We start from the raw sequence: 16,657 nt of genomic DNA on the forward strand, positions 1-16,657 counted from the left end.
CATGCCGCCCACATGCCGCCCGGATAGCGCCGAGGAACGGCCCGATAACCGCGAAGGAACTGCCATGCCAATGAACGCTCATTACGCATTGACCGAACCGCTACGTGAGGCCGTGGACACCCTCTCCCAGCAAGGCCCGGTCCTGGTGGAGTTTGGTGCCCCGTGGTGCCCGCACTGCCTCAGTGCGCAGCGCCTGCTGGAGACCGCCTTCGACGGCGGCCATCCGGATGTGCGCCACATCAAGGTGGAAGACGGCAAAGGCCAGGCCCTGGGCCGGTCCTTCAAGGTGAAGCTGTGGCCGACGCTGATCTTCATGAAGGGCGGCCAGGAGGTGGCGCGGCTGGTGCGTCCCACCAGCGCGGACGAGGTCCGCCGCGCGCTGCTGGCCATTGACGGGCCGGCAGGGTGAGGCGGCCCCGAGGGCCACGTTGCAGGTGGGGGCTCACCGCACGCGGTCCGCACCCCGCGCTTGATCGCGCGACAATCGCGTGATGACTCAGACTGCCCATGTCCTGCTCCCCGAGGATGGTCCTCCGGAACTGCTGTTTGTGCTGCTGCATGGCGCTGGCGCGGACGGTGAACAGATGCGCCCGCTGGCCGAAGCGCTGCATCGCCAGTACCCCCGTGCTGCACTGGTGATGCCCAACGGCTTCCAGCCCTTCGAAGGCATTCCCGGCGGCGGCGCTGGCTTCCAGTGGTTCTCCGACCGGGGCGACGACACGCTGCGTGCGCTGGCGCTGTCGGCCGCGGTGCCCTCCCTGGTCGCGCTGGTGCGCCAATGGGCGGAAAAGCTGGACCTGACCTGGGACCGGGTCGCGCTGGGCGGCTTCTCGCAGGGCGCGATGCTGGCACTGGAGGCGCTGCAGCAGGAAGAAGCCCTGGCCGGCCGCGTGCTGGCGTTTGCGGGCAGTTATGCCTATTGGCCGCAGCATGCACCGCAGGATGTCTGCATCCATCTGCTGCATGGCAAGGACGACACCGAGCTGCCCTATCCGCCGCTGCTGAGCGCAGCCCAGGAACTGGTGTCGCTGGGCGCGGACATCACGGCAGATGTGCTGCCGCATGTCGGCCATGAGCTGCATCCGCAACTCATCGACCGCGCGATGGAGCAGTTGCGGACCTTCATCCCTGCGCGTCTGTGGCGCGAGGCGGTACTGACCGCCGCCGAGCAGGACAAGACCGAGCCGCGGCACTGAGTCTGAGGCCAGCCCGGCGCTTTTGGCATCCAGACCTGAGCCCCCGCGCGCGCTCGCGCCTGAGCGGCGCGCGCACCGATGCGCTCAGTCCAGCGTCACTTCCGTCCTCACCGTGCCGGCGCGGTCCGCGCTGGCCACCAGCTGCAGGCGGGTACCCTTCGGCGCGCGCACCACCCACTCCCCCACCGCCCGGTCGCCGGTGATGTCCCGCTCCGGCAGGAAGGCCTGCTGCGTCTGCTTGGGCCCATGGCCCTCCAGATGCGGCCCTTCCATGCGCGGCTTGCCGCTGACCAGGCTCACCTCGGGATCCTGCGGCAGGAAGATCTCGAACATCACGCCGCGCACCTGCTTGCGGGCCAGGGCCTGCTTGGTCACATAGGCCGGCAGCCAGCCGCTGTTGGCCACCGCCAGCCGCACCCGCCAGGTGTCCGGCCCCAGGGCCCGCACTTCGGTGCGCAGCAGCTCCAGCCGGGGCAGGCTCAGCGCGATCTGCGTCATCCATGGCGGGAACTTCGCCGCCTCCCGCTCGCGCAGATGCGGCGGCGGATTGCGCCAGTAATTCATCTTGTCCCAGCCGCCAATCTCCACCTCGCCCAGCTGTGGATGCAGGAAGGGTGTCCAGTCCACATGGGCCTGGCCATTGCAGGCGTCGTCGCTCCACTTGAGCAGCTTGAGGTCGTCCTCCACCGGATGCTCGCGGAACCAGTCGATCCACTTGTAGCCGGAGATGCCCGCCTCCTTGTTGGGCGACCACAGCTCCACCACCCAGAACAGCGCACCCAGATGCTCATAGACCCAGTCCTGGGTGCCGGTGACCACTTCCTTGGGGTGGTACTTGAAGTCGTGCCAGATGCTCACCACCGGATAACCAGTGTGCTTCTCGCCGAGCGCGGAAAAGCGCTGGTAGGCCCAGAGGTCTTCGGGCGGCATGTCGTCGTCCGAGCGGGTCCCGCAGGGGCGCAGGATCACCCCACTGAAGGTGTGAAAGCTGATGGCCGCGCCGATGTTGGGATGGCCGACCAGGAAGTCCACCATCGCCCGCACTTCAGGCTCACTGACCGGATACGGGCCGGCCCCCGACTGCTCGAACTCCTGCCGCCAGCCTGCAGGGAAATTGCGGTTCAGGTCCAGGCCCTCGAGGTCGCTGTTGACCTTGATGGTCAGGCCATCGTGGTTGATGAGCGTGCCTTCGGGCATCAGGCGGTAGTACTCGCCGCCAAATTCGCCGGGCTCGCGCGGCACCATCAGGCGCGGGTCCTCCGGATGGGTCTTGTAGCCGCCGTGAGGATCCTTGATCCGCATGGTGAGAATGCGGCCGTCGCCATTCACGTCTTCGATGTTCAGGCCTTCCACCGGCGGCTCGTCGTAGGGATACGGCCGGGTGGAGGACCGGATGTGGCGCGGACGGTCCGCCAGGGCCAGCTCCGCGCCATCGGGGTTCAGGCGTGGCACCAGGTAGACGGTGCGGGTGTCCAGCAGGTGGGTGACCTGGGCATCCTGCCCGTAGTGGCTGACCAGATGGTGCAGGTAGTAGAGGCAGGAGGTGCAGGCCGTCAGCTCGGAGGCATGGATGTTGCCGTCGAGCCAAAAGGCGGGTTTGTCGACGTCCGCACCGGTGGCGGTGTTGGTGACGATGACGGCCCAGATGTCCCGCCCCTCATGGCTGCGACCGATGGACCTCACCGACACGAGATTGGGGCGGGCCTGCACGTAGGCCATCAGCAGCTCCGTCAGCGCTTCGTGCCGGGGAAACTCGTCGAAGCGGGGCGTGGGCAATGCGGTCATGGACATCCCTGATGCGTCAAAACGACTCGGGGATTGTGCCGACCTGCCCTGCCCGGTGACCTCGGTCTAAACACTAGGGAAGCGCTGCAGCACGCCTCGTGCGGACGGCTTCGCAGACGTGGCGTGCGGAAGGCGCCCGCAGTGTCCCTTGCCACTGTCCCTTGCCTGCTGCCCTCTTGGTCACTGTCCCTTGAACAGGCCCTGGAACTGGCGCGAGACCGGCAGCTTCTCCGCACTGCCTTTGAGGCTCAGCTGCATCGTGTTCTCGTCCAGCCGGATGGCGCTGGTCACAAAGCGGCTGTTGACCACCACCGAGCGGTGCACCTGCCAGAAGAGATGCGGGTCGAGATCGGCCAGCAGTTCCTTCAGCGCGGTGCGGATCCAGGCTTCGCCGTCGCGATGCACCACGCGGGTGTAGCGGCTGTCGCTCTGGAAGAAGAGCACGTCTTCCGGCGCAATCAATTGCACCTCGCGGCCCTGGCTGGCCTGAATGGGGCGCATGGGCGGACGCTGCGGCGGCAGCAATTGGCGCAGCAGCTCAAGCGTGGCCGCATTCAGGCCCCCCGGGGGGGCGGCGGGACGCGGGTCGTGCGTGCTAAGGCCGAGGGAACCGGGAGCCGTGGTGGAGGCGTCCTCACTCGCTGCGCTTGATGTACCCGCCGTGCCTGCCATGCCAGCCGGGCCCGCGGCGCCTGCGGCTCGGGCACGCAGACGCTGCAGGCACTGCTCCAGGCGCGCGTCTTCCACCGGCTTGAGCAGATAGTCCACCGCGCCGGCTTCAAAGGCGGACAGGGCATGGTCGCCATACGCCGTCACAAACACCACCTGCGGCGGCTCGGCCAGCTGTGCCAGCCGCTGCGCCACTTCCAGCCCGGAAAGGCCCGGCATGCGGATGTCCAGAAAACACAGCTGCGGTTCCAGGGCCAGACAGTCGTCCCAGGCATCCACGCCGTTGGCGCTTTGGGCCACCACCGTCAGCTCTGGCGCCAGTCGGGCCAGCGCAGCCCGCAGTTGCTCGCGCGGGCCTTCTTCGTCATCCGCAATCAGAATGGTGCAAGGGGGATGAACAGAGAGACTCATGGCTGCACATGCTCCTGGGCTGCGGCCGGATTTCGCACTGGGTCGGTAGGATCGTCAAGGGGGTTGCCGCTGGTGCCGCTGGTGGCGCCGGTGCTGATGGTCCTGCCGGTGCGGTGGTCCGGGGTGATGGCACGATCTGGGCTGATCGGGCTTGAGGGCGCCGCTGACAGCGGCCATTCGATCCAGGCCAGGCAACCCGGCGAGGCCGACTCCAGCCCCATCTGCGCTGCTCCGTCCGACTGCGCGGCCAGCCGCTCGCGGGTGTTGCTCAGGCCGATGCCGTCGCAGGCGCCGGCCTGCAGACCCGGCCCGGTATCCTGCACTTCCAGCCGCAGCCACCGACCGTCCTCACTCAGATGCAGGGCCACGCCGACATGCCCGCCGCGCAGGCTCGGCTCGATGCCGTGGGTGATGGCGTTTTCGGCCAGCGTGAGCAAGGTGCCGGGTGGCAGGGCCACTTCACCGAGCACCGCCTCCGGCACACCCGCCGTCTCGACCGACCAGGTGAGTCGCGGCCCCAGCCGGGCCTGCATGATGTCCAGATAGCTCCGCACGATCTGCAGTTCCTGCGCCACCGGCAGCCGGTCGTGCTCGAACATCGGCAGCGTGGCCCGCAGGTAGCGGGTGAGCGAACGCAGCAGGGGGCCGCCGCGGGCGTCCTGCGTGTCCACCCAGTGCTGCAGCGAGGCCAGCGTGTTGAAGAGGAAATGCGGCTGGATCTGCGCCGCCGCCAGACGCTGCGCCAGCGCCACCCGCTGCTGCTGCTCGTCCAGCTCGCGCAGGCGATGCTCCAGCTGCTGGGATCGGTAGATGGTCAGGAACCACCAGGATGAGAGCGTCAGGGCGAGGCCCCCTGCGAGCAGCGGCATGGTGTCCCGCATCAGGGCGCGGTGGCCGGCATGCACCATCAGGATCGGCACCAGTGCCGCCAGCGCGCCGGTGCCCAGCGAGGCCAAATTGAAGCGGGTGCGGCTGGGCTGTCGCCACAACCAGCGCGCAACCGCCAGCGCGCCGGCGGAGGCGATCATGGTGGTGACCAGCACGCCGGTAGCAATCATCGGCGGCAGGAACTTGTAGAACAGCAGCACCAGGACAAAGACGTTGCTGTAGACATAGCAGTCGATGCCCAGGGACCAGCGCTGCAGGCCGGCGCGGGCCAGCTCCGCCTCGGTGAAGGTGCGGCGCGGACCGGGGAACACCCATTGGGTCCAGTCGATGCGGGGACTTTCCGTCGGAGGGGGCGGTGTCGGCATGATGGGCGAGCGGCAGCGGATGCTGGAACGTTGTCGAACCGGTGCCCAGTCTAGGCACTTGCCGCCCCACGGTGTGGGGCCTGCGGCGAATGGCGACTGGACGGGACGAGTGGCGGAAGCGCGCCGCTGGATGGCCCGCCGCGCCGCCTCAGCACAACGCCTCGCCGCCCTGGAAGACCTTCAGCTGCCCGGGCTCGATGGCGCACCAGGGCTCGTCCCGCGTCAGCGGTTCGGTGGCCACGATGGCGATGCGGTCGGCGTCGGTGGTCTTGGCCGCCAGGTCGATGCTCAGGTCTTCATCCTGCAGCGTCACCGGGCCGAAGGGCGGCCGGCGCAGCAGGTAGTGCAGCTTCGTCGAGCCATGGGCCCACAGTGCCTGGCCGTTGGACAGCAGCATGTTGAAGGTGCCGTGCCGGTTCAGCTGCGGCAGCAGCTCGCGCAGCGTGTGGTTGAGCTCGTCGATGGCCGGCATGTCGGCATGCGCCTTGGCCAGCTCCTGCATCAGCCAGCAGAAGGCACGTTCACTGTCGGTCTGGCCCACCGGGCGAAAAGCGGCATGCAGCCGCGGCTGAAAGGACTTGAGGTCGCCGTTGTGGGCGAACACCCAGTAGCGGCCCCACAGCTCCCGCATGAAGGGATGGGTGTTCTCCAACGACACGACCCCCTGCGTCGCCTTGCGGATGTGGGCAATGACCACATCGCTCTGGATGGGATAGTGCTTCACCAGCTCGGCCAGCGGCGAGACACGCGCGCTGTGATGGTCCACGAAGTGGCGCAGGCCGCGACCTTCGAAGAACGCAATGCCGAAGCCGTCCTTGTGCTCGTCGGCACGGGTGGCCAGTCCCGCAAAGCTGAACATCACATCGGTGGGGCGGCGGGCGTTCATGCCCATCAGCTGGCACATCGCGGAACTCCGAAAAATCAGGGGCCCGGTCCTGTCCGGACTGGATCAGGACGGGGCATGGGCATGATCGCTTATTCCAGGAACAGACGGGTGAGTCCCTTGAAGCTGACCAGGTTGCCGGGGTTGCTGGTTTCGTTGAGCACGCCGCTCATGCGGTTGAGCAGGCGCGGGCTCTTGCGGGCGCGCCAGATCAGCAGGTCGGCCAGCCAGGGGAAGGCATTGACCCGGTTGCCCCGCTCGTAGAGGTCGTACTTGGGCTGCAGGGACCGCAGGCCCTCTTCATAGCTGGCGCGCACTGCGGCATCGTCCTGCTGATGAGCCAGGATGGCCTCGGCGGCCAGCAGGCCGGTTTCCATCGCCTTGCCGATGCCTTCGCCGGTGAAGGAATAGGTGGAGCCCGCGGCCTCTCCCACCACCAGCAGGCCGGGGCGGGTCCAGCGCGCGCCCTTCAGGGTGCAGCGCAGCGGCGCGCCCTTGAGGTCGCCCACCAGCTGGCCTTCGGCCATCAGGCGTTTGGCCATCGGGTGATAGCCGATGAAGGCATCGAAGATGGCGCGAAGGTTCACATCCTTCTTCTGGCCCTTGCCGGCGAGGTCCCGGTGGCTGTCGGTCACCCCGACGCCGATGTTGAAGTGGCCGTCCGGCGCCGGGAAGATCCAGCCATAACCCGGCTGTACCGGCTTGCACCAGACCACCTCCAGCGCCTTGATCTCTCCCACCAGCGAGGGCGCATGCACATAACCGCGCAGCGCCACGCCACTCGGGGTGTGACGTTCACACATGCCGGCAGCGGTCAGCGCCTTGGGCACCGCACCGGTGGCCAGCAGCACCCAGTCGGCTTCGATCTCGTGCGTCAGCCCGTTGATCAGGAACCGGGCGCCGCGCACCCGCCCCTGGGGATCCTCCAGCGGTGCTTCAAACCGGGCGGGGGACAGGAACCGGGCGCCGGCTTCCTGGGCGGCCAGGTTCAGCACTTCATCGAGCTGCTTGCGCGGCAGCACCGCCAGATGGCCGGGCACGTCGATGCTGCCGCCCCTGGGTCCGACGCAGCGCACATGGCCGGAGCGCTGGGCCTTGGCCATCACCCGCTCCAGCAGGCCCAGGCGCTCGAGCGCCTTGTGGGCATCAGGGATCAGGCCGTCGCCACAGATCTTGTCGCGGCCCAGCGGATGCTGGTCGGCCATGACCACGTCCAGGCCGGCGCGGGCCAGCCAGCGGGCAGCGGCGGCGCCGGCCGGGCCGGCACCGATGATGAGCACCTGGGTGCGGAGAGGGAGTTCGGAACGGGCGTCGGTCATGCCCTGATTCTCGCCGACACGGACGAAAAAAAAGGACCCCCGAAGGGGTCCCTGCTGAGCGATGGGCCGGTGAGGGCTTAGAACTCGTAAGAGCCGCGCACGTAGAAGGTGCGGCCGGTCGGGTCGGTGAAGCGGGGGTCATAACCCGCCTGGAACACGGCCTGCTGGAACGACAGCGGAGGATCGCGGTCGAACAGGTTGCGCACGCCAGCCGTCAGCGACAGGGTCTTGACCGGCTTGTAGGTGCCGTACAGGTCCCAGGTGGTGTAGGAAGCCACCACGTTGGTGTCGCTGCCGTTCGGGTCGTCACGATAGGACGACTTGTAGTGACCGGTCAGGCCGGCGGAGTACTTGTTGGCGTAGCTCCACACGGCGTTGACGTTGTGCTGCCAACGGAACACCGGGCCGGCGCCGCTGTACTTGCCCACGTTCTGGATCCACGGGCCGTCCTGGAACTCCTGGTACTCGAACTTGGTCACATAGGTGCTGTTCAGACCGAAGGTGAAGTTGCCAGCGGCGGTGCGCAGGCGGTAGCTGCCGGTCAGGTCGAAACCGTTGGTGTTGTTGCCACCCAGGTTGCGCTGACGCACGTCCACGTAACCGCAGTTGACGCCCGGGCACTGGTTGGTGGCCTGGGACAGCAGCCCGTCGTTGTTGCGATGGAAGTACTGGCTGAACTGCGCGTAGTTGGCCGGGTCGTACAGGGACGCCTCACCGATCGTGCCGATCAGGTTCTTCACACGGATCCACCAGAAGTCCACGCCGAAGGACAGGTCCGTCGTCGGGGCGAACTGGAAGCCCAGCGTGGCGCTCTTGCTCTTCTCGGGCTTCAGCTCGGCATTGCCGCCGTTCTGGGCGGTGAACTGCGTCTGGCAGTTGATGCTGGTGCCTTCACCGGTCGGGCACAGCACCGGGTCACTGACGGTGCCGGTGTTGGTGAAGGTGTTGGCGGCATGCAGCTCATACAGCGACGGGGCACGGAAACCGGTCGACAGCGAACCGCGAACCAGGACTTCCTTGCTCGGCTGGAAGCGGAAGCTGACCTTGGGGTTGGTCGTGTTGCCGAAGTCGTTGTAGTTGTCGTAGCGGACGGCAGCGGTCACATCCAGCGTCTTGTGCAGGGGCACATTCAGCTCGGTGTAGACGGCGTAGACCTTGCGGGTGCCGATCGACTTGGTGGCGGGGTCCACACCGGTGGAGTCGAACACCAGGGTGGCGTACTCTTCGTTGGCGACCTGGCTGAACTTTTCCTTGCGGAACTCGGTGCCGACGGCGATGCCGGCGCCGCGGCCAGCGCCGAACCAGTCGCCCAGCTCACGGCTGGCGTGCGCGTCGAAGTTGTAGGTTTCACCCTTGCCCGACATCAGCGTGCCCAGTGCAGCGGCATCGCGCACGTACTGGATGGCCGCTTCAGACTGGTCGCCGAACGGGTTGATGATGCCGTTGGTCACGCCAGCAGCGATCTTCGAGCCGTCGGCGTAACCGCCAGTCAGCTTTTCGGAGACGCGGTTCTGGTTGTAGCTCAAGCCCGTCGAGTAGTCCCAGCCGGCCACGACGCCGTCCAGCGTCAGCAGGTAGCGCTGCTGCTGGTTGGTGTTCTTGTCCTGACGGGGGCCACTCACGGTGTCACGCCACTTCACGGTCAGCGGCAGGGTCGGGTCCAGCGCGGAATTGGTCGGGAAGAAGACGTTGCCCGGCTGCATCGACAGCGAGCCATACGGCGTCGGGGCCAGACGGGTTTCCACCACGCTGCGGGTGATGAAGTATTCAGCGCCCAGTTGATGGTCGGCGTTGAGCTTCAGCGTGCCCTTGAGCATGCCGGAGGAACGCTCGCTCTTGGGCACGTAGTCCACGTAGGAAGACGTGGTCATGCGGCAGAAGGTGCCGGCCTTGATCAGGTGGGTGCCGTTGGTGCAGTCCGGCGCGGCCGGGTTGAACACGGTGTCGCCTGCACCCTGGTAGTAGTTGGCCGGGTCGGTGTTGGTGGACAGGCCTCCGGCATAGCGCGTGTTGTAGGGGCGCTGGTCACCGGCGATGTTGTCCTGCTGCTGGTAGTCGATGAAACCGAAGACGTTGAAGCCTTGCTGGTCCAGATCACCGTAGCCGTAACCGACGTTGAAGTTGCCGGTCTTGCCACCCTTGTGCTGGGGCGACTCGTAGCCGATGTTCAGCGAACCACCGGTGTAATCCTTCTTCGTGATGAAGTTGATCACGCCGCCGATGGCGTCGGTGCCGTACAGCGACGAAGCGCCGTCACGCAGCACTTCGATGCGCTCGATGGCCGCCAGCGGAATCATGTTCAGGTCAGGTGCCGAGCCGTCAAACGCATTGTTGGCAATGCGGCGGCCGTTCAGCAGCACCAGGGTCTTGTTGGCGCCGACGCCGCGCATGTCCGCGAAGGACGCGCCACCGGTGGACGAACCCACCGACTGGCTGGTGCCGAGCGACGCCTGGCTGGCCGTCAGGGTGCTCAGGATCTGTTCAACGGTCGTGAGGCCCGCCTCACGGATTTCGTTCATCTTGAACGTGGTCACCGGGACCGAGCTCTCAGCGTCCAGACGCTTGATGGCGGTACCCGTCACCACCACGCGCTCCAGCGTGGTTTGTTCTGCGTCCTGGGCCAGGGCCGGGAAGGCCGAAGCCGCAACAATGGTGGCCACTGCCAGGCTCACCGCACTCAGCTTGTACATCTAACAAACTCCAAAAATTGCAATGCCGGCGGCTCGACAGGGCGGGCGCACGGACCAAAAAGCAAACCCCGGGAACGCCGGGGTGTGTCTGAAGTTTGCAGGGTTTTGAGAACAGTTTCGGAGCGGGGGGCGGATGTCGCGCAGGTGGACACTGTCCGACCTCAAATTGACATGAAAGTTGGGGTAAATACCGACCGTTGAATGAAACGAGGGTCGCAGCAATGCGACAGACCGGTAGATTTACACAGCCTTTACCGGGACAAGTTTGTCGGACATTACATCGCCATGCGCCCATTCGTTCGTTGTTCACGAATGCAGGCTTGGTGAAAAGCGGGAGGGTCCCCCCTCCCGCGGGTCATGACACGGCCGCCGATCAGAACGAGTAAGTCGCCCGGGCGTAGAAGGCGCGGCCCGTGGGATCGGTGTAGCGCGAGTCCCAGCCACCGCCCTGGAAGAGGTCTTCCTGGTTGGTATAGGGCGGATCGCGGTCAAACAGGTTGCGCACCCCGAGCGTCAGCGAGAGGGCCTTCATGGCTTGCCAGGAGCCAAAAACGTCCACCGTGGTGTAGCTCGCAACCTTGGCATTGGTGGTCGGATCGAAATCCTTGTAGTGCGACTTGAAGTGCACCACACCGCCCGCGCCGAAGTCGCCATAACGCCAGTTGGCGCTCAGGTTGTGCTGCCAGCGGAACACCGGACCGGATTCACCATAGGTGCCCACCGCCTGGACCCAGTAGCCGTTCTTGAAGTCCTGGAACTCATACTTGGCGACATAGGTGCTGTTCAGGCCCAGGTCCACCGTCGAGCCGCCCGCCTGGATGCGGTACTGGCCGCTGATGTCCACGCCGTTGGTGCGCACCTTGCCAAGGTTCTGCAGCGTCTGGTCCACATAACCGCAGCTGGTTCCGGGGCAGTTGCTGGAGAGGGACAGTACATTGCCCGGGGCAAAGTGGAAGTACTGCTGAAGCTCCGGATAGCTGCTGTAGTTGTTGAACAGCGCAAACTGGGGAATCGAGCCAATCGAATCCTTCAGATGCACCCACCAGAAGTCCAGACCGATGCTGGCATTGGCCACCGGCTGGAACACCGCACCCAGCGTGGCGGTCTGCGACTTCTCGGGCTTGAGCGCCTTGTTGCCGGAATTGAGCACCTGGAACTGGGCATCACACTGGCTGCCGGTCTTGCCGTCCGGGCACAGCACCGGGTTGGCATAGTTGCCGGCGGTGTTGGTGTAGGCCGGGTTGCCATAGAGCTCATACAGGGTAGGCGCCCGGAAACCGGTCGAGGCCGAGCCGCGGAACAGCAGCTCCTTCATCGGCTGGAAGCGGAACGACACCTTGGGGTTGGTGCTGCTGCCGAAGTCGCTGTATTTGTCGTAGCGGACCGAGCCGGTCACATCCAGCGACTTGAGCACCGGCACATTCAGCTCGCCGTACAGCGCGGTGACATTGCGCGAACCTTCCGACAGCGAGTTCGGATCCACGCCGGTGCTGGCTGAGACCTTCGCGGCGAAGTCGGTGTTGGCGGCCGAATGGAATTTCTCATGGCGGAATTCCACACCCAAAGCCAGTGCGGCATTGCGGCCGGTCTGCAGCCAGTCGCCGAGTTCACGGCTGGCATGGGCATTGAGGTTGTGCACCGTCCCGGTGGCCGACTCCAGCAGACCGTTCAGGGCAGCCGCCTTGAGCAGCGCATTGCCGGCGTCGTCCTGGGCACCGAACGGGTTGATCACCCCCTCGAGCAGGCCTTCGCCGATGATGTCGCCGTCGGCATAACCGCTGACCAGGGACTGGTCCACCTTGTTGCGGTTGTACGAGTAGGCCACCGAATAGTCCCAGCCCATGGCGTTGCCGTCCGCGGTCAGCAGCAGGCGACCCTGGGTGTTCTTGTTCTCCTGGCCGCGCGAGCCGTTCTCGAAATCGCGCCAGTAGACGTAGGCGTAACCCGGCAGCACATTCACCGGATTGGCAAACTGCGAGGTGGGATTGAAAGCGGGGGCGCCCACTTCGTCACCGCTGAAGTTCGGATTCAGCGCGCTGTTCGTCGGGAAGTACTTGGTGCCGGGGTTGATCAGATAACCGCCGTAAGGCACCGGCGCCACAAAGGTCGTCACCTTGTTCTGGGTGACGAACAGCTCGGCACCCAGGGTCAGGTTGTCATTGACCAGCAGGCTGCCCTTGAGCATGCCCGACGCCGTCTCCGACTTGGGCGAGAAATCGACGAACGAGCTGGTGTTCAGCTTGCAGGCGTCTCCCGACAGGATCATCTGCGTGCCGCTGCAGGCCGAGCCGGTCGGGTTGTAGAAGGTGGCGTTGTCCTGCGTGTAGTTGGCCGGCGCGGTGCTGTAGGACAGGCCGCCCGGGATGCGCTGATTGAAGTTGCGCTGGGTGCCGGTGATGGCGTCCTGCTTGCGATAGCTAGCAAAGCCGAAGACGTTCCAGCCCTGCTTCTGCAGGTCGCCATAACCGAAGCCGGCGTTCACCGAACGCTGCTTGCCGCCGGCATGTTGCGGGTCGTCATAACCGACGGTGATGGTGCCGCCCTGGTAGCTGTTCTTGGTGATGAAGTTGATCACGCCGCCGATGGCGTCGGTGCCGTACAGCGCCGAGGCACCGTCCCGCAGGACTTCGATGCGCTCAATGGCGGCGAACGGAATCATGTTCAGGTCGGGCGCCGAGCCATCCACCGCATTGTTGGCAATGCGCTGCCCGTTGAGCAGGACCAGCGTCTTGTCAGCGCCGATGCCGCGCATGTCGGCGAAGGAGGCGCCGCCGCTGCTGCTGCCCACCGACTGGGTGGTGTTGGTGGACGACTGGACCGCCGTCAGGTTGGCCATCACCTGCTCGACGGAGGTGATGCCCGACTTCTTCAGGTCGTCCATCTTCACGACGGTGACCGGGACCGCGGTCTCGGCATCGATGCGCTTGATGGCCGATCCGGTGACCACGACCCGTTCCAGGGTCTGGTCCGCTTCCTGGGCAAACGCCGGCACGGTGGCGGCGGCAACGATGGTGGCCACGGCCAGGCTCACCGCATTCAGTTTGTGCATGTCTACACGCTCCTACAGAGAAATCGGTCGTCGGGTTGCGTTTGTGACGCTTCCAGACCGGGAATAACGGCCACGCTGACAGCGGGGCGTGCAGGAAGTTTGCAGAGATTTTCGAATCACGGTCATACCGCGTTCGCAAGCCGCCCGGATTAATTCAGTTTCGACGCAATTCCCCTGAAATGACGGGTTTTCCCTGACCAAAAACGTACCTCAAGGTCGCTCTAGCACCACATTTGTGAGCCTTTACGAAGGAATTACAAGAGGCGTCCGTAGGGATTATCGATGTTTGAATGGGGCGACACTCAGGCGCTGCCGTACGCTGAAATGTTCGCAGCCACGATATATCTGGTTTCCATTGCGTTAAATCGCCGCTCTTTGCGTGATGGAAAACATCCGGAATTGCAACAGCAATAATGATTCCGGTGATATCTCAGCGGTTTGCCCAAAATAAAAAAGGGCCTCAACTGAGGCCCCTGGCGGCTAAATCGGAAAGACGTTCGCGTCAGAAATCGTAGCTGCCACGCACGTAGAAGGTGCGACCGGTCGGGTCGGTGTAACGCGGGTCGTAGCCCGCCTGGAACACCGCCTGCTGATAGGACAGCGGGGGATCCCGATCCATCAGATTGCGCACACCGGCCGTGAGCGACAGCTGCCGGTTGGCCTTCCAGTTCCCGAACAGGTCGAAGGTCGTGTAGGACGCAACCGTGTGGGTCTCGCCCGCGGTGGTGGACGGGTCATCCTTGTACGAAGACTTGTAGTGCCCCGTCAGGCCCACCGAGTAGGTGGTGTTGTAGCTCCACACCGTAGTGAGCGTGTGCTGCCAACGGAAGACGGGGCCGGAGCCGGCATACACGCCCACGCCATTCACCCACGGACCATCCTGGTACTCCTGGAACTTGTACTTGCTCACATAGGTGGAGTTCAGCCCAAAGGTGAAGTTGCCGACGGCGGTGCGCAGCCGGTAGTTGCCGTTCAGGTCAAAGCCGGCCGTGTTGGTGCCACCCAGATTCTGCTGGCGCACGTCCACATAGCCGCAGTTGGTCCCCGGGCAGTCGGTGCCGCTGGTCGACAGTTCCCCGGCCGCATTGCGGTGGAAGTACTGGCTGAACAGCGCATAGTTGCTCTCGTCATAGAGCGAGGCATCGCCCACCACCCCGATCTGGTTCTTGATGCCAATCCACCAGAAGTCGATGCCGAAGGCCAGGTCCGTCGTCGGCGAGAACTGCAGGCCGAAGGTCAGGCTCTTGCTCTTCTCCGGCTGCAGGTCCGGATTGCCGCCGTTGCGGACCATGAACTGCGTCTGGCAGTTGAGGGTGCCGGCCGTGCCGCCCGGGCAGAGCAGCGGGTCACTGACGGTGCTGGAGTTGGTGTAGGTGTTGGCCGCATGCAGTTCATACAGCGAGGGCGCCCGGAAGCCGGTGGAGACCGACCCGCGCACCAGAATCTCTTTGGTCGGCTGCAGGCGGAAGCTCAGCTTGGGATTGGTGGTGCTGCCGAAGTCGCTGTACTTGTCATAGCGGACGGCGCCGGTGATGTCGAGCTGCCGGGTGATGGGCAGGTTCAGCTCGCTGTAGACGGCATAAACACTGCGGCTGCCGACGCTGTTCGTGTTGGGATCCACGCCGGTGGAATCCTGCACCAGCGTGGCGAAGTCGGTGTTGGCGACTTGGGAGAACTTCTCATGGCGAAGTTCGGTGCCCACGGCCAGGGCCACCTGACGGCCGGCGCCCAGCCAGTCACCGAGTTCGCGGCTGGCGTGGGCATCGAAGTTGTAGGTCTCGCCCTTGCCTTGCATCAGCGTGCCGGCAACGCCCGCATTCTGGATATAGGTGACCGCATCGGCGCTCTGGTCCCCGAACGGATTGATGATGCCGTCCGCCACGCCCGCGGCGATCTTGCTGCCGTCGGCATAGCCGTGGGTGAGCTTCTCGGTGACGCGGTTCTGGTTGTAGCTCAGGCCGGCCGAGTAATCCCAGCCGGCGATGGCGCCATCCAGCGAGGCCAGGAAGCGCTGCTGGAGGTTGATGTTCTTGTCTTGCCGCGGGCCGCTGACGGTGTCACGCCATTTGACGGTTATCGGCTGGCTCTTGTCGAGCGCGGCGTTGTCGGGCCAGTACGGGCTGTCCGAGCTCATGCTCAGGCTGGCGTAGGGCACCGGCGCAATCTGGGTCTGCACCACGCTGCGGGTGACGAAGTATTCCAGGCCCAGCTGATGGTCGTTGTTCAGCTTGATCGTGCCCTTGAGCATGCCGGAGGCGCGCTCGCTCTTGGGCACATAGTCCACATACGAAGAAGTCGTCATGCGGCAGTAGGTACCGGCCTTGATCAGGTTGGTGCCGTTGGTGCAGTCCGGGGCGGCCGGGTTGTAGACGGTCAGGCCGCTGCCCTGGTAGTAGTTGGCCGGATCGGTGTTGGTGGACAGGCCGCCGGCATACCGGGTGTTATAGCTGCGCTGGCTGCCACCGATGGAATCCTGCTTCTGGTAATCCACGAAACCGAAGACGTTGAAATTGTCCTTGTCCAGGTCACCGTAGCCATAACCGACATTCAGGTTGCCCGACTTGCCGCCCGACTTCTGCGGCGCGTCGAATCCGACATTCACCGTGCCTCCGGTGAAGTCCTTCTTCGTGATGAAGTTGATCACCCCGCCGATGGCGTCGGTGCCATACAGCGACGAGGCACCGTCACGCAGCACCTCGATGCGCTCGATGGCGGCCATCGGGATCATGTTCAGGTCGGGGGCCGAGCCGTCGAACGCATTGTTGGCAATGCGGCGGCCATTCAGCAGCACCAGCGTCTTGTTGGCGCCAATGCCGCGCAGGTCGGCGAAGGAGGCGCCCCCGGTGGACGAGCCCACCGACTGGCTGGTGCCCAGGCTGGACTGGCTGGCCGTCAGGGTGCTGAGGATTTGTTCCACCGTGGACAGACCCTGCTGCCGCAGCTCGGTCATCTTGAAGGTGGTCACCGGCACCGAAGTTTCGGCATCCAGCCGTTTGATGGCCGAGCCGGTCACCACCACCCGCTCCAGGGTCTGTTCAGCGTCCTGGGCCATCGCCGGGAGGCTCGACATCGCCACGATGGTGGCCACTGCCAGGCTCACCGCATTCCGTTTGTGCATCTCACACGCTCCTGATGAAAGGCGGCCTCCCGGGGTACCGGGCGCGCCGCAAATAAAAAGGCCCCGCGGATCGGGCGGGGCGTGAGCGGAGTTTGCAGAGATTTATTTTTGCGCGGCTGTAAAGGTGGGCTCGGCGGCTGGAATGTCACCAGGGACGGGCGAAAAACGTCAGAAGCCGGGGTTTTCTCTGAGATGAATGGTCGCCGCCACGCGACACTTTCATCCTTTACCTTTGAATTACCCGATCAATTCTCACGGTAATTATTTTTCAAAGCCCACAAGCT

The 16,657-nt window shown here is 65.0% G+C and carries 10 protein-coding genes; 2 read left to right on the forward strand and 8 right to left on the reverse strand.

From position 1 onward, the window contains the following. Positions 1-64 precede the first annotated feature (64 nt). Together FHS28_RS17245 and ypfH are read left to right on the forward strand one after the other, a co-directional pair. The gene (locus FHS28_RS17245) at positions 65-409 is read left to right on the forward strand and encodes a thioredoxin family protein (protein WP_088453343.1); all 345 of its coding nucleotides are present in this window, start codon (positions 65-67) and stop codon (positions 407-409) included. Between the two features lie 82 nt (positions 410-491). Continuing rightward, a complete protein-coding gene (gene ypfH / locus FHS28_RS17250) occupies positions 492-1,196 on the forward strand; it encodes an esterase (RefSeq protein WP_088453342.1) in 705 nt (234 codons plus the stop codon). Positions 1,197-1,280: 84 nt separating this feature from the next. On the opposite strand, the gene FHS28_RS17255 is transcribed toward ypfH, so the two are convergent. From FHS28_RS17255 to FHS28_RS17290, 8 genes are all read right to left on the reverse strand, one after another. Beyond that, positions 1,281-2,981 carry a M14 family metallopeptidase gene (locus FHS28_RS17255; RefSeq protein WP_088453474.1) on the reverse strand — a complete coding sequence of 567 codons (1,701 nt, stop codon included), beginning with the start codon at positions 2,979-2,981 and terminating at the stop codon, positions 1,281-1,283. A gap of 180 nt (positions 2,982-3,161) precedes the next feature. Then, positions 3,162-4,061, reverse strand: a complete 900-nt coding sequence (locus tag FHS28_RS17260; RefSeq protein WP_088453341.1) for a LytR/AlgR family response regulator transcription factor — start codon at positions 4,059-4,061, stop codon at positions 3,162-3,164. Continuing rightward, on the reverse strand, positions 4,058-5,314 hold the full coding sequence (locus tag FHS28_RS17265; RefSeq protein ID WP_088453340.1) for a sensor histidine kinase: 1,257 nt from the start codon (positions 5,312-5,314) through the stop codon (positions 4,058-4,060). Before FHS28_RS17265 ends, FHS28_RS17260 begins: the two co-directional genes overlap by 4 nt. 148 nt (positions 5,315-5,462) lie before the next feature. Then, complete coding sequence (locus FHS28_RS17270) at positions 5,463-6,218, reverse strand: class II glutamine amidotransferase (RefSeq protein WP_088453339.1); 756 nt, start codon at positions 6,216-6,218, stop codon at positions 5,463-5,465. Between the two features lie 71 nt (positions 6,219-6,289). Further along, positions 6,290-7,516, reverse strand: coding sequence for an NAD(P)/FAD-dependent oxidoreductase (locus tag FHS28_RS17275; RefSeq protein WP_088453338.1), 1,227 nt, complete (start codon positions 7,514-7,516; stop codon positions 6,290-6,292). Positions 7,517-7,593: 77 nt separating this feature from the next. After that, positions 7,594-10,206 (reverse strand): TonB-dependent receptor plug domain-containing protein, encoded by a 2,613-nt coding sequence (locus FHS28_RS17280; RefSeq protein WP_088453337.1) that lies wholly within the window; start codon positions 10,204-10,206, stop codon positions 7,594-7,596. Positions 10,207-10,579: 373 nt separating this feature from the next. Then, a complete protein-coding gene (locus FHS28_RS17285) occupies positions 10,580-13,255 on the reverse strand; it encodes a TonB-dependent receptor plug domain-containing protein (protein WP_088453336.1) in 2,676 nt (891 codons plus the stop codon). A 502-nt stretch (positions 13,256-13,757) separates the two neighbouring features. Further along, positions 13,758-16,373 carry a TonB-dependent receptor gene (locus FHS28_RS17290; protein WP_088453335.1) on the reverse strand — a complete coding sequence of 872 codons (2,616 nt, stop codon included), beginning with the start codon at positions 16,371-16,373 and terminating at the stop codon, positions 13,758-13,760. Positions 16,374-16,657 lie beyond the last annotated feature (284 nt).

Origin of the sequence: Roseateles terrae, from assembly GCF_014192155.1 — a bacterium.
Lineage (GTDB): Bacteria > Pseudomonadota > Gammaproteobacteria > Burkholderiales > Burkholderiaceae_C > Roseateles > Roseateles terrae.